Origin of the sequence: Nocardioides sp. Root240 (genome assembly GCF_001428825.1) — a bacterium.
Classification (GTDB): Bacteria; Actinomycetota; Actinomycetes; order Propionibacteriales; family Nocardioidaceae; genus Nocardioides.
In genome coordinates, this window is the sequence record NZ_LMIT01000001.1 from 115481 (window position 1) to 129119 (window position 13639).

The 13639-nt window shown below is 73.4% G+C and carries 12 protein-coding genes; 7 read left to right on the forward strand and 5 right to left on the reverse strand.

Features of this window, described 5'->3' with window-relative positions; genetic code table 11:
• Positions 1-82: 82 nt before the first annotated feature.
• Complete coding sequence (locus ASE20_RS00575; RefSeq protein WP_056892594.1) at positions 83-874, reverse strand: inositol monophosphatase family protein; 792 nt, start codon at positions 872-874, stop codon at positions 83-85.
• On the reverse strand, positions 871-1935 hold the full coding sequence (locus ASE20_RS00580) for a ferrochelatase (protein WP_056892595.1): 1065 nt from the start codon (positions 1933-1935) through the stop codon (positions 871-873). Before ASE20_RS00580 ends, ASE20_RS00575 begins: the two co-directional genes overlap by 4 nt.
• Before the next feature lie 32 nt (positions 1936-1967).
• On the opposite strand from ASE20_RS00580, the gene ASE20_RS00585 reads away from it, so the two are divergent.
• The 5 genes from ASE20_RS00585 to ASE20_RS00605 all read left to right on the forward strand — a co-directional run bounded on the left by ASE20_RS00585 (position 1968) and on the right by ASE20_RS00605 (position 8315).
• Entirely contained in the window at positions 1968-3173 is a 1206-nt protein-coding gene (locus tag ASE20_RS00585; protein WP_056892596.1) for an MFS transporter, read from the forward strand.
• A complete protein-coding gene (locus tag ASE20_RS00590) occupies positions 3154-4461 on the forward strand; it encodes a D-arabinono-1,4-lactone oxidase (protein ID WP_056892597.1) in 1308 nt (435 codons plus the stop codon). Before ASE20_RS00585 ends, ASE20_RS00590 begins: the two co-directional genes overlap by 20 nt.
• Entirely contained in the window at positions 4458-4841 is a 384-nt protein-coding gene (locus ASE20_RS00595; protein ID WP_056892598.1) for a YchJ family protein, read from the forward strand. The genes ASE20_RS00590 and ASE20_RS00595 overlap by 4 nt, the downstream gene beginning before the upstream one ends.
• 314 nt (positions 4842-5155) lie before the next feature.
• Positions 5156-6187 carry a septation protein SepH gene (gene sepH / locus ASE20_RS00600; protein WP_225868972.1) on the forward strand — a complete coding sequence of 344 codons (1032 nt, stop codon included), beginning with the start codon at positions 5156-5158 and terminating at the stop codon, positions 6185-6187.
• 82 nt (positions 6188-6269) lie between these two features.
• The gene (locus ASE20_RS00605) at positions 6270-8315 is read left to right on the forward strand and encodes an SDR family oxidoreductase (RefSeq protein WP_056892600.1); all 2046 of its coding nucleotides are present in this window, start codon (positions 6270-6272) and stop codon (positions 8313-8315) included.
• A 13-nt stretch (positions 8316-8328) separates the two neighbouring features.
• Here ASE20_RS00605 and ASE20_RS00610 read toward each other — a convergent pair whose 3' ends face one another.
• On the reverse strand, positions 8329-9138 hold the full coding sequence (locus ASE20_RS00610) for a sulfurtransferase (protein ID WP_056892601.1): 810 nt from the start codon (positions 9136-9138) through the stop codon (positions 8329-8331).
• A gap of 70 nt (positions 9139-9208) precedes the next feature.
• Here ASE20_RS00610 and ASE20_RS00615 point away from each other — a divergent pair, with 70 nt between their 5' ends.
• Positions 9209-9661 (forward strand): hypothetical protein, encoded by a 453-nt coding sequence (locus ASE20_RS00615; RefSeq protein ID WP_056892602.1) that lies wholly within the window; start codon positions 9209-9211, stop codon positions 9659-9661.
• On the opposite strand, the gene ASE20_RS00620 is transcribed toward ASE20_RS00615, so the two are convergent.
• Positions 9662-11122 (reverse strand): glutamate-cysteine ligase family protein, encoded by a 1461-nt coding sequence (locus tag ASE20_RS00620; protein ID WP_056892603.1) that lies wholly within the window; start codon positions 11120-11122, stop codon positions 9662-9664.
• 9 nt (positions 11123-11131) lie between these two features.
• The gene (locus ASE20_RS00625; protein ID WP_056892604.1) at positions 11132-12151 is read right to left on the reverse strand and encodes a DUF4192 domain-containing protein; all 1020 of its coding nucleotides are present in this window, start codon (positions 12149-12151) and stop codon (positions 11132-11134) included.
• A 132-nt stretch (positions 12152-12283) separates the two neighbouring features.
• Between ASE20_RS00625 and ASE20_RS00630 the strand changes: the two genes are divergently transcribed.
• Entirely contained in the window at positions 12284-13630 is a 1347-nt protein-coding gene (locus tag ASE20_RS00630; protein WP_056892605.1) for a DNA polymerase IV, read from the forward strand.
• Positions 13631-13639 lie beyond the last annotated feature (9 nt).

A 13639-nucleotide genomic window follows, 5' to 3' on the forward strand; every position in this document is an offset into this window, starting at 1 on the left:
GGCGCGGCAGATTGTGCACCATCGACCCCGGGTTGCGACACCCGGGTCGATGCGAGTCCTCAGAACAGTGGACAGGCGCCCGCTATTCCCTCACGAACCCGGCAGATCGTACGGCGTCGAGGAGCTCCTGGAACCCGTGATTCGGGCCACACACCACGGCATCCCGGCCGAGGGCGCCGGGGGTGACCAGGAGGCGCGCTCCGGCACGCCTGGCGATCAGTCCGGCGGCGGCGTGGTCCCACAGGTTGACGCCCTCCTCGACGTACCCGTCGAGGGAGCCGGCGGCCACCCGGCACAGGTCCAGGGCGCACGAACCGGAGCGGCGGATGTCGCGCACCTCCGGCAGCAGCCGGGCCACGGCGGCGGCCTGGCCGGCGCGCACCTCGCGGACGTAGCTGAACCCGGTGGCGACGAGCCGGTGCGCCAGGTCGGCCGGGCCGCGGACGGCGATCTCGGCGCCGTTGCGGGTCGCGGGGCCGTCGGCGCGGGCGGCGTACACGTCGTGCTTGGCCACGTCGACCACCACACCGGCGACGACCTCGCCGTGGAGCTCGGCGGCGATCGAGACGGCGTACTCCGGGATGCCGTAGAGGAAGTTGACGGTGCCGTCGATCGGGTCGACGACCCAGCGCACGCCGGAGCTGCCGACGATGTCGTCACCCTCCTCACCGAGGAAGGAGTCGTCGGGACGGGCCGCGAGGATCCGGGCCCGGATCAGCTCCTCCGAGGCACGGTCGGCGGCGGTGACGACGTCGATGTCGCTGGACTTGGTGGCCGCGACCTCGATCGTGCCGGCGGCGCGATCACGGACCAGCTCGGCGGCCTCGAGCGCGGTGGCCAGGGCCAGGTCGAGCAGGACGGCCGGCTCGGTCATCCCCGGGAGCCCAGGCAGCAGCCGGCCGGACAGCGGTCGTGGGAGGGGCCGCGCGTGCCGCAGGCAGGGCGCTCGACCTGCTCGCCGCGCTCGGCGGCCGCGCGCTCGACGACCAGGTCCCGCAGGGCCGCCACGAACGCCGGGTGCGTGCCCGCGGAGGCGGCCCGGCGGGCGGCGATGCCGAGCCTCTCGGCGGTGGCCAGGGCCTCGGTGTCGAGGTCGTAGACGACCTCCATGTGGTCGGAGACGAAGCCCACCGGGATCAGTACGACGGCCGTCGTACCCGCGGCGGCGAGCTCCTCGAGCCGGTCGTTGACGTCCGGCTCCAGCCAGGGGGTCCGCGGCGAGCCGGAGCGCGAGCAGAAGGCCAGCTCGTGCGGCCGCTCGACACCGGTCGCGTCCCGGACCGCGTCGGCCACGACCGCGGCGACGTCGAGGTGCTGGGCGACGTAGGCACCGCCCTCCGGACCGCTCTCGTCGCTCATCGCGGTCGGGATCGAGTGCGTGACGAACACCAGCCGCGCGGCGTCCCGCACCTCGTCGGGCAGGTCGGCGAGCGCGTCGAGCACGCCGTCGACGTTGGCCGCGACGAAACCGGGGTGGTTGAAGTAGGCCCGCACCTTGTCGATCCGCGGCGCCGGGGTGCCTTCGGGCAGCGCGGCGAGAGCGGCGTCGATGTTGTCCCAGTACTGCCGGCAGCTCGACCACGACGAGTACGCCGAGGTCGCGATGCACAGCACCCGCTGCCTCCCGTCGGCCGCCAGCTGCGCGACGGTGTCGTCGAGGTAGGGCGCCCAGTTGCGGTTGCCCCAGTAGACCGGCAGGTCCACGCCGGCCGCGGCGAGGTCCGCCTCCAGCGCCGAGATCAGCGCCCGGTTCTGGTCGTTGATCGGCGACTTCCCCCCGAACAGGAAGTAGTGCTGGCCGACCTCCTCGAGCCGCTCGCGCGGGATCCCGCGGCCGCGGGTGACGTTCTCGAGGAAGGGGACGACGTCGTCCGGCTTCTCGGGTCCCCCGAAGGAGAGGAGCAGGAGGGCGTCGTACGGATCCGGATTCGGCACGGGTCCATCGTAGGGAGCAGGATGACGACGCCATGTTGCAGACCTATCGCCAGATCTTCACCCCGCCCACCGCACTGTTCAGCCTGAGCGGCCTGGTGGCCAGGCTCCCGATCTCCATGGTGGGCCTCGGCATCGTGCTGCTGGCCGAGCACGAGACCGGTTCCTACGGCTTCGCGGGCTCGGTCTCGGCGGTGGCGCTGATCGCCAACGCCCTCTTCGCCATCCCGCAGGGCCGGCTGATCGACCGGCTCGGCCAGGGCCGGGTGCTGTCGGTCGTGATCACGGTCTGGGGCATCGGTCTGGCGCTGGCGATGGGCTCGCTCGAGTGGGACTGGCCACACTGGTCGACGTACTTGCTGGCGGCGGTGGCGGGTGCGGCCCTCCCCTCGGTCGGCACCTGCGTCCGGGCGCGCTGGTCGCACACGCTGGCCGACCAGCCGGAGCGCCTGCACACGGCGTTCTCCTTCGAGGCGGTCGCCGACGAGACCGTCTTCCTCGTCGGCCCGATCGCGGTCACCATGCTCGCGACGGGCGTGCACCCCGCCGCCGGTCTGATCGCCGCGCTGGTCACGGGCGTCATCGGCACCTACGTCTTCGCCGCCCAGCGCGCCACCGAGCCGCCGGCGCACCCGCCGGTCTCGGCCGAGGTCGTCCGTCCCCCGATCCCCTGGGGCGCGATCGTCCCGCTCACCGCCGTCGGTACGGCGCTCGGCATCCTCTTCGGCGCCGCCGAGGTCGTGACCGTGGCCTTCTCCGAGGAGGAGGGCACGAAGGCGGCCGCCGGCTTCCTGCTCGCGATCTGGGCGTTCGGCAGCCTGGTCGCCGGCCTGGTCTCGGGAGCCATCAGCTGGCGCCGCGGTCCCCTGTTCCGGCTCCGCCTCGGCGCGCTCGGCATGCTGGTCGCGATGGTGCCGCTGCCGTTCGTCCCGTCGCTCCCCGTGATGGGCGCGGTCCTGCTGGTCGGCGGCCTGGCCATCTCACCGACCCTGATCGCGGCCCTGTCGCTCGCCGAGCGGGTGCTGCCGACCGAGCGGCTCACCGAGGGCATGGCGTTCATCCAGACCGGCATCGCGGCCGGTCTGGCCCCCGGTGCGGCCATCGCGGGAGTCGTCATCGACGCCCACGGCGCCTCGCCGGCGTACCTGGTCTGCGTGGCGGGTGGCGCCCTCGGCCTGGCCGGGGCGCTGGCCACCCGGGTCCCCGCTACTGTCGCGGACCATGAGCAGCAGCTGGCGTAACTGGTCCGGGCTGGAGTCGGCGGACGGTCTGCGGTCGGTCTCCCCCACGAACGCGACCGAGGTCGCGGAGGTGGTCACCCGCGCCCGCGCCGCCGGCGAGACGGTCAAGGCGGCCGGCACCGGCCACAGCTTCACCGGCATCGCCACCCCGCAGCACGTGCACCTGCTGCCGACCGGGATGCGCGGGATCGTCTCCGTCGACCGCGACGCGATGACCGTGACGGCGCAGGCCGGCACCCAGCTCAAGGTGTTCAACGCCGAGCTCGAGCGGCTCGGGCTGAGCCTGCACAACATGGGCGACATCGCCGAGCAGACCCTCGCGGGCGCCGTGTCGACCGGTACCCACGGCACGGGCGGCCGGGCCGCGGGCCTCGCCGCGCAGGTGGTGGGCTTCGAGCTGGTCACCGGCACCGGCGAGGTGCTGCGCGCGTCCGCCGACGAGAACCCCGACCTGCTCGCGCTCGGCCGCGCCGGCCTGGGCGCGCTCGGCGTCCTGACCACGCTGACCTTCGCCGTCGAGCCGCTCTTCCTGCTCCGTGCCGAGGAGCAGCCGATGTCGTGGGACGACGCGATGGCCGCCTTCGACGACCTGACCGCTGCCCACGACCACGTCGACATGTACTGGTTCCCGCACTCGGACCGGATGCTGACCAAGCGCAACACCCGGATGGGCACCGACCTCTCGGCCGCGGAGCCGCTCGCACGCTGGCGTGCCTGGCTCGACGACGACCTGCTGTCGAACACCGTCTTCGGCGCGCAGACTGCCCTGCTCAACCGGGTCCCCCGCGCCATCCCGGCGGCCAACCGGTTCGCGTCGCGCCTGCTCGGCCCGCGCACCTACACCGACGCCGCCCACCGGGTCTTCACGACCGAGCGCCGCGTCGTCTTCCGCGAGATGGAGTACGCCGTGCCCCGCGCGGCCGGCCTGACCGCGCTGCGCGAGTGCCGCACCGCGTTCGAGCGGTCCGCGCTGTCGGTGTCCTTCCCTGTCGAGATCCGGGTCGCGCCGGCCGACGACGTCGCGCTGTCGACGTCCTACGACCGCGACTCGTTCTACCTCGCCTTCCACACCCACCGCGGCGCCGACCACCGTGCGTACTTCGCGCTGATGGAGGCGATCATGCGCGACCACGAGGGCCGGCCGCACTGGGGCAAGCTGCACCACCTCGACGCCGGCGACCTCGCCGACCGCTACCCGCGCTTCACCGAGTTCACCGCGCTGCGCGACCGGCTCGACCCCGACCGCGTGTTCGCCAACCCCTACCTCGACCGGGTCCTCGGCCGGTGACCCGCGGTGCCTGTCCGTGCGGCACCGGACGGCCCTACGACGCCTGCTGCGGCCCGCTGCACCGCGGCACCGACACGGCGGCGACCGCCGAGGAGCTGATGCGGTCGCGGTACGCCGCGTTCGTGGTCGGAGAGGCGGCGTACCTGCTGGCGACCTGGCACCCCGCCACCCGCCCGGAGACGCTCGACCTCGACGACGACGTGCGTTGGACCGGGCTGGAGGTGCTGGCCACCGAGGCCGGCGACGCCGACGACCGGCGCGGGATCGTCGAGTTCCGCGCCCAATTCACCGAGGCCGGGCGCGCGGGCGTCCTGCACGAGCGCAGCCGGTTCCGGCGCGACGCCGAGGGCTGGCAGTACGTCCGCGGACGGCAGTGTTAGTTGTGCGCTCGCGCATGTCGGGCATCAGTCCCACCTGATGCGTCCGCGCACCACGTGGGCCTGAATGCCGTCGGGCGCCCCGCGTGCTCTGGACTGAGCGGAGCGAGCGACCGAGGAACGAGTGAGGGAGCGAGCGCAGTGAGGGAAGATCACGCGCAGAAGGGCGCCCGACATGCGCGAGCGAAGCGAGCGCCATCAAACAATTGTCGACAGATAGACCACACGCCGGAGAGGCAACCGGGAGCGGGCCCGTTGCGGGCGTAGGCTCACGGCACCGGAGAAGGCACGACGATCGAGGACCAGGTGTGACCGAGATGGACGACGCGGGCACGGCGGCGGACACCGTCCAGCCCGTCGCGGTCCCGCTCACCCTCGCCGGGAGCTCCCCCGACGCCCGTCGCCTGCTCCTGGTGGACGACCAGGGCAGCGAGTACACCCTCGTCATCACGCCCGACCTGCGTGCCGCGGTGCGCGCAGAGACCACCCGTGAGCCCACCCGTGTCGGCCAGTTGGAGACCAAGATGAGCAGCAGCATCCGTCCGCGCGAGATCCAGACCCGCATCCGGGCCGGCGAGTCCACCGAGGCCGTCGCCGAGGCTGCCGGGACCACCGTGGACGCGATCATGCCCTACGTCGCGCCCGTCCTCGCCGAGCGCGAGCACGTCGCCGAGCGGGCCCTCAAGGCGTCGCTGCGCCGCACGCCCGGCGAGGGCACCGCTGCCCACACGCAGAGCCGCGTGCTCGGCGACGCCGTCGCCGCCCACCTGCGCAACACCGGCGCCGACCCGGCTGAGGTCGCCTGGGATGCCTACCGCCGCGAGACCGGCCGCTGGGTCCTCACCGCCACCTACGACGCCGGCACGCGCAGCGGCACTGCCCGGTTCACCTACGACGCCCCCGGCAACTACGCCCTCTCCGACAACGACGACGCCCGCTGGCTGGTCGGCGACGTGCTGCCCGAGCCGGTGGCGCCCGCCCGCGACGACCTCCAGGAGGCGCGCGAGCGCCGCCTCGCCGTCGTCCCCGCGGAGGAGCTGCCGCTCGGCACCCTGGGCGACGCCCCCGACGAGCTGCCCTTCGGCGACGCCTTCGAGGCCGAGGCGTCGACCGGCCTGGTCGACATCCCCGCCCCCCGCCAGCACGCCGCACCGTCCGACGCGGAGGCTGCAGAGGGCGCGGAGGCACCCGAGGTGCTCGACGAGCCGATCCGCGCGACGACCGACGAGGAAGCCTCGGCAGCGGCCGAGCGGGAGCGCGCGAAGCACCGTCGTCCGGTGCAGAAGAAGCGCGGCCGGGCGTCCGTGCCGAGCTGGGACGAGATCATGTTCGGCGGCGGCGACCAGTAGCCCCACCGGTTGCTCGACCAGCCGCCGAGCAACAAGTGACTGACGAGTACGAACGCGTGCAAAAGCGCGTAGCGTTCGCCGCATGGCCTACTTCGTCACCGGCGCCACGGGTTTCATCGGGCGCTTCCTCATCCCCGAGCTGATCGACCACCGCGAGGGTCCGATCTACGTCCTGTGCCGCGCCTCCTCGCTCGGCCGGATGGACGCCCTCATCCGCCAGTGGGGCTCCGACCGGGTCCAGCCCGTCGTCGGTGACCTGGGCCAGCCCGGGCTCGGGGTCGACGAGGGATGGGTCACCGAGCACGCCGGCTCGATCGACCACTTCTTCCACCTCGCGGCGATCTACGACATCACCGCTGACGACGCGACCAACGACGCGATGAACATCGAGGGCACGCGCAACGCGCTCACCCTCGCCGAGGCGCTCGACGCCGGCTGCTTCCACCAGGTCTCGTCGGTCGCCGCGGCCGGCGACTACCACGGCCGGTTCGACGAGACGATGTTCGAGGAGGGGCAGCCGCTCCCGTCGCCGTACCACCGGACGAAGTACGAGTCCGAGAAGATCGTGCGCGACGAGGCCCGCGTGCCGTGGCGCGTCTACCGGCCCGCGATCGTCGTCGGACACTCCGAGACCGGCGCGATGGACAAGATCGACGGTCCCTACTACCTGTTCCCGCTGATCAAGCGGCTCCGCGACAACCTGCCGTCCTGGCTGCCGCTGGTCGGTGTCGACCTCGGCGACACCAACGTCGTGCCGGTCGACTACGTCGCCAAGGCGATGGACCACCTCGGCCACCTCCCCGACCGCGACGGCGAGGCCTTCCACCTGGTCAACCCCGAGCCGCAGCCGGTCGTCGACATGGTCAACGCCTTCTGCGCCGCGGCCGGTGCTCCGCAGTTCGCGACCCCGGTCGGCCGCAACCTCACCAACGCGGGCCCGCTCGCGCTGATCCCGCCGCGACTGCGCCCGCTGAACCTGATGACCGCCGTCATCCGCACCGCACCCGCCCAGCTGCTCCTCGAGCAGACGATCGGCAGGCTGGGCCTGCCGGCCGAGGCGATCGCGCACACCTCCTTCCCGTCGGTCTTCGACTCGCGGATCACCGAGAAGGCGCTCGCCGGCTCGGGCATCAGCGTCCCGCCGCTGGAGACCTACGTCCGCACGCTGTGGGGCTACTGGGAGGAGAACCTCGACGACACCACCGGTCGCGACCCGAAGGCGCGGGCCGCGCTGAAGGACAAGACCGTCGTGATCACCGGGGCCTCCTCCGGCATCGGCAAGGTCGTCGCGCTCAAGGTCGCCCAGGCCGGCGGCATCCCGGTGCTCGTCGCCCGCGGCAAGGAGAAGCTCGAGGAGACCAAGGCGGTCATCGAGAGCCGCGGCGGCCAGGCCCACGTGTTCCCCTGCGACCTCTCGGACCTCGAGGCGATCGACCGGCTGTGCGAGCAGCTCGTCGCCGAGCTCCCGAGCGTCGACTACGTCATCAACAACGCCGGCCGCTCGATCCGCCGCTCGCTCAAGTTGTCGCACGACCGCTTCCACGACTTCGAGCGCACCATGCAGCTGAACTACTTCGGCGCGATCCGGCTCGTGATGGGCCTGATGCCGCAGCTGCACGCCCAGCGCTCCGGGCACATCGTGAACATCTCGTCGATCGGCGTGCAGACGAACCCGCCCCGCTTCTCGGCGTACGTCGCCTCGAAGGCCGCGCTCGACGCATGGAGCAACGTGGTGTCCTCCGAGGTCGTCGGCCACGGCATCACCTTCACCAACGTGCACATGCCGCTGGTGCGCACGCCGATGATCGCGCCGACCAAGATCTACGACAAGTTCCCCACGATCTCCCCGGCCCAGGCGGCCGACACGGTCATCAAGGCGATGGTCGACAAGCCGCACGAGATCAACACCGCGCTCGGCACCGCCGGCGAGCTGGCCCACACGATCGCCCCGCGCACCGCGTTCCGGGTGCTCAACCTGGCCTACCAGGTGTTCCCGGACTCCGCCGCGGCGAAGGGCCAGAAGCCCACCTCACAGGCGGCTGCGGCTGCCGAGGAGGCGCCCGCCGAGAACCGCCGGGAGACCGAGCAGATGCTGCTCGCCCAGCTGTTCCGCGGCGTGCACTGGTGAGCTGAGACCGAGGTCAGGACCTCTCGACCGGGCGGCTGGAGTCCGCGACCCACTCGCTCCAGCTGCCCGGGTACAGCGCCGCCCGGACCCCGGCGAGCTCGAGCGCGAGCACGCCGTGGGCGGCGGTGACGCCGGACCCGCAGTAGACCGCGACGTCCGCGCCGTCGACGGCGCCCACCTCCGCGTAGACCTGCGCGAGCTCCTCGGGTGAGCGGAAGCGACCGTCCTCGCCGAGGTTGCGGCTGGTCGGCACGTTGACCGCGCCCGGGACGTGGCCGGCGACGGGGTCGATCGGTTCGACCTCGCCGCGGTACCGCTCCGCCGCACGGGCGTCGATCAGCACGCCCGCAGCAGCGACCGTGCCGACGTCGACCGCCGGCATGGCGCCGGGTCGGGCGGTGAAGTCCCCGGTCGCGGCGTCCGGCTCACCCTGCTGGACGGGCAGTCCCGCGGCCTGCCAGGCGGCCCAGCCGCCGTCGAGGACCCGGACGTCGCGGTGGCCGTGGAAGCGCAGCAGCCACCAGCACCGCGCCGCGGCGTGGGCCGACCAGTCGTCGTAGACCACGATCGGCCGGTCGTCGCTGACGCCGGCGGCGCGCATCGCGGCCTCGAACACGCCCTGCTCGGGCAGCGGGTGGCGCCCGCGCGGGCCGGGTGCGGCGGCGAGCGCGCTGTCCAGGTCGACGTACGACGCCCCGGGGACGTGTCCCGCGGCGAACTCCCCCGGGCCGCCCCGGCCGCCCATCCGGTACCGCACGTCGAGGATCGTCACCTCCCCCGACCGGGTCGCGAGCTCGTCGACGGAGATCAGCGGTGAGGCCATGGCCGCAACCTACCGGCGAGCCTGTGGAGGACGCCCGCACCCGGCGCGGGGATCCGGCAGGCTCGCCGTCATGGCGACCGGTCCGGGCATCCAGGAACCGCTCCCCACGCTGCTCCGCAAGGTGCTGCGGGGGACGGTCCGCGAGCACGCCCGCACCGAGCGGCGCCGGGTCCACCCGGCGGTGCTGCACGTCGGCATCCCCGGAGGCGAGGCCCGCGAGCTCGAGCTGGAGCCCGGCGAGCACCCCGACCTCGCGGCCCGGATCGAGATCGTGGAGGCGATGGCACGCGACTTCCTGGCCCGCGACGTCGTCCCGCTGCTGTGGCTGACCCGGATGCCGGAGGGACCCGACGTCGAGGACCTCGCCTGGGCGGCCGCCGCGACCTCGGCCTCCGGCGAGCTGGGCGTGCGGCTCGACCTCGTCGTGGTCACTCGGCGCTCGTGGCACGACCCGCGCTCGGGGGACGGGCAGCGCTGGGCGCGGGTGCGCCCGGACCCGCCCGACCAGCCCGCCCCCGCGTGACTACCAGGTGTGGACCGGGCGGTTCTCGTGCATCCGGGTGCGGTACTCCCCCAGCACGGCGCGCAGGGCGTCGTACCGGTCCTCGTCGCGGCGCTGCTGCATCTGCCGCACGAACCAGTCCGCGCCGTTGGTGCCCCCGAGGCAGCGCTGCTCGATCACGTCGAGGTAGCGGTGCGCCTCCTCCTCGCCCACGCCCCAGGCCGCGAGGCCCTCGTGGGCCAGCGGCAGCAGGCGGCGCACGACCAGCTCGGTCGCCCGCACCCGGCCCAGGCCCGGCCAGTAGACCTCCGCGTCGATGCCGTGCTGGGCCGCGGCGTGGAAGTTCTCCTCGGCCGCGCTGAACGACATCTGCGACCACAACGGCCGGTCGTTGTCGGCCAGCGCGCGGACCAGGCCGAAGTAGAACGCGGCATTGGCCACCGTGTCGACGACGGTCGGCCCGGCGGCGAGGATCCGGTTCTCCACCCGCAGGTGCGGGAGGCCGCCGCTGATGTCGTAGACCGGGCGGTTCCAGCGGTAGATCGTGCCGTTGTGCAGGCGCAGCTCGGACAGGTTCGGCGTACCGCCGGCCTCCAGCACCGTCAGCGGGTCCTCCTCGTCGATCACCGGGAGGAGGGCCGGGAAGTAGCGGACGTTCTCCTCGAAGAGGTCGAACACCGAGGTGATCCAGCGCTCCCCGAACCACACCCGCGGCCGCACGCCCTGGACCTTGAGCTCCTCGGCGCGGGTGTCGGTCGCCTGCTCGAAGAGCGGGATCCGGGTCTCGGCCCACAGGTGCTTGCCGAGCAGGTACGGCGCATTGGCCCCCACCGCGAGCTGCACCCCCGCGATGGCCTGTGAGGCGTTCCAGTACGCCGCGAACCGCTCCGGGCTCACCTGCACGTGGAACTGCGTGCTCGTGCAGGCCGCCTCCGGCATGATCGTGTCGACGGTCGTCTGCAGCCGCTCCACGCCGTGGATGTCGATCTTGATGTCCTCGCCGCGCGCGCCGAGGATCTGCTCACTGAGCAGGCGGTAGCGCGGGTTGGCGCTGATCGCCTCGGCCGTGAGGTGCTCGGGGGCGAGGGTCGGCAGGATGCCGATCATCACCTGGTGGGCACCCACGCTCGCCGCCCGCTCCTCCGCGGCGTTGAGGCTGGTCCGCAGCCGCTCCTCGCAGGTCGTCAGCCCACCGTCGGCGAGCGGGCCCGGCGGCAGGTTGAGCTCGATGTTGAACTGCCCGAGCTCGGTCTGGAACTCCGGGTCGTCGATCGCGTCGAGCACCTCGACGTTGCGCAACGCCGGGTCCCCCGCCTCGTCGACCAGGTTGAGCTCGACCTCCACGCCGGTCCACGGGTCGTCGGTGTCGAACGCGGACTCGCGCAGCATCCGCTCGAACACGTCGAGGCAGCGGCGGACCTTCTCCCGGTAGCGGGTCCGGTCGGCAGGCGTGAACTCCTGTGCGGCGACGTCATCACCCATGTGCCGACACTAGTGGGCATCACCTCCCCCGCGAGGGAGCCCGATCCTCCAGTCGGGGACTCCCGTCCAGGACTCGGGCGGCACCGCGTGCTCGAGGAGCTTCGCCAGGTCGGCCGCCAAGGGGTACGCCGGCTCCGACCGCCGGCAGCGGTCCACCGCCGCCCAGGCGAGCGCACCGTCGCCCGCCTGCCACGCCGACCAGCCGAGCAGGGCCGCGGGAGCCGCCGCGACCGGGTCGGGGGCACGGCGCAGCACGTCGGTCCAGAACCGCACGTGCGCGGTCGCACCGGCCCGGTCGAGCAGGGACCATGCAGCGTCGCGGACGAGCGGCACCTGCAGGGTCCAGAGCAGCCGGGCCAGCTCGCCGGGCCGGGGCAGCTCGCCGGTGGCGACCGCCCGGGCGACCGTCTGCTCGACCCATGCGCCCTGAGTCCCGATCGCCCGCCCGTCGGCCGGCGGACCGGTGTCGAGCAGGCCACCGTCGGCGAGGGCGGCGAGGACCGGGGCGGCAAGGACCGGGTCGAGCTCGAGCCCGGCGGCCATCTCGTCGCGCGAGCGGTGCGGCAGCTGGCCGCTGACGAGGGCGTCGAGGACGAACGGGTGGATCGTGACGTCGTAGGGGGTCGGTGGCCCGAGCCGACCGCCGCCCGCACCGAGGTCGACGTACGCGTGCCCGTCGGCGACCACGCCGGACACGACCTGGATCCGCGCGCGGCGACAACCCCGCGCGAGCGTGGTGTGCACCGCCTCGGCCGCGAGGAGGTCGGAGGTGAAGTAGAGCAGCACCACCGCCCGGACGCCGTAGCGCTGGGCCGGCCCGAGCAGCATCCGGCAGACCTCGCCCCGCACCTTCTTGTCCTGGACCTCTCGCGGTGGCAGGTCGACGCGGGCGTGGAAGGGTCGCGCGGCGCCGAAGGTCAGCAGCACGATCGACTCCTCGGGCCAGAAGCCGAGCACGACGGGAGCGAGGGCGATCAGGTCCTCGGAGCAGCGGGCGGTGAGCGGGGTACGCGAAGGTGTGGTGGTCATGGCGTGAACCTCGCCGGAGGGTCCGACGCCCACGCGGCGGCGACGACGGGGCTGTGCACGAGCGGGACGGACGGGCCCGGGTGTGGACGCTCCGGGGACGGAGCTGGGGGTGGCGACGACTAACGTGACGCCGTGCGCGCCCAGGCCTCCATCCTCCACCTGGACCTGGACGCCTTCTTCGCCGCGGTCGAGCAGCGCGACAAGCCTTCGCTGCGCGGCAAGCCCGTGGTCGTGGGCGGCACCGGAGGGCGCGGCGTGGTGTCGACGGCGTCGTACGAGGCCCGGGTGTTCGGCGTCCGCTCGGCGATGTCGACGCGGGAGGCACGGGCGCGGTGCCCGCACGCGGCGTACCTGTCCGGCCGGTTCGAGGCCTACCGCTCGACCAGCGCGGCCGTCATGGGCGTGCTCCGGTCGTGCTCGCCGCTGGTCGAGCCGCTGTCTCTGGACGAGGCGTTCGTCGACCTGGCGCAGGCGGACCTGCCGGACCTCGAGGTGGCGACCGTGACCGCCTTCGCCGAGGACCTGCGCAGCCGGGTCCACGAGGTGACCGGCGGTCTCACCGCCTCGGTGGGGCTCGCCAGCTCGAAGTTCCTCGCCAAGATCGCCAGCGACCTGCGCAAGCCCGACGGCCTCGTGGTCGTCGAGCCCGGCACCGAGCTGACGCTGCTGCGCCCGATGCACGTCTCGGTCATCCCCGGGGTCGGCCCGGCGACGGTCGAGCGGCTCCGGCGGGCAGGCATCCACACCGTCGCCGAGCTCGAGCAGGTCACCGAGGACGAGCTGGTCCGCCAGCTCGGCAAGTCGCTGGGGCACGGGCTCTTCCAGCTCGCGCGCGCGGAGGACGACCGGCCCGTCGTACCGGACCGGGAGACGAAGTCGGTCAGCGTCGAGGGGACCTACGAGCACGACCTGACCGACCGGCGCCAGATGGAGGCGATCGTCGTACGGCAGGCGGGTGAGGTCGCGCGCCGGATGAGGTCGAGCGGGCTGTCGGGGCGGACGGTGTCGCTGAAGGTGCGGATGTACGACTTCACCACCCTGAGCCGCTCGGCCACGCTGCCGGCGCCGACCGAGGACTCCGCCACGATCGCGCGGCTCGCGCGGACCCTGCTCGCCGACCTCGACACCTCGGGCGGCGTGCGCCTGCTCGGCGTCGGCGTCTCCGGGCTGGCCGACTGGGTGCAGGAGGACCTGTTCGCGGTCGAGGAGGACGAGGACGAGCCGGAGCAGCCCGACGAGCAGCCCGAGGAGGCCGGCGCCCGTCCCCGCGGTACGACGTGGGCGCCCGGCATGGACGTGGTCCACGACGAGCACGGCCGCGGCTGGGTCTGGGGCTCCGGGCGGGGCGTCGTCACGGTCCGCTTCGAGACCGCCGACACGCCGCCGGGACCGGTCCGCTCCTTCCCCGCCGACGACCCGGCGCTGCAGCGCTGGCACCCGCCCGCCCCTCCCGCGGAGGAGCAACCGGAGGCGCAGTAGCGTTCGACG

Coding starts and splice junctions, on each gene's coding strand:
- ASE20_RS00575 (WP_056892594.1), bottom strand. CDS start 874: ATGACCGAGCCGGCCGTCCTGCTCGACCTGGCCCTGGCCACCGCGCTC.
- ASE20_RS00585 (WP_056892596.1), top strand. CDS start 1,968: ATGTTGCAGACCTATCGCCAGATCTTCACCCCGCCCACCGCACTGTTC.
- ASE20_RS00590 (WP_056892597.1), top strand. CDS start 3,154: ATGAGCAGCAGCTGGCGTAACTGGTCCGGGCTGGAGTCGGCGGACGGT.
- sepH (WP_225868972.1), top strand. CDS start 5,156: ATGGACGACGCGGGCACGGCGGCGGACACCGTCCAGCCCGTCGCGGTC.
- ASE20_RS00605 (WP_056892600.1), top strand. CDS start 6,270: ATGGCCTACTTCGTCACCGGCGCCACGGGTTTCATCGGGCGCTTCCTC.
- ASE20_RS00610 (WP_056892601.1), bottom strand. CDS start 9,138: ATGGCCTCACCGCTGATCTCCGTCGACGAGCTCGCGACCCGGTCGGGG.
- ASE20_RS00615 (WP_056892602.1), top strand. CDS start 9,209: ATGGCGACCGGTCCGGGCATCCAGGAACCGCTCCCCACGCTGCTCCGC.
- ASE20_RS00620 (WP_056892603.1), bottom strand. CDS start 11,122: ATGGGTGATGACGTCGCCGCACAGGAGTTCACGCCTGCCGACCGGACC.
- ASE20_RS00625 (WP_056892604.1), bottom strand. CDS start 12,151: ATGACCACCACACCTTCGCGTACCCCGCTCACCGCCCGCTGCTCCGAG.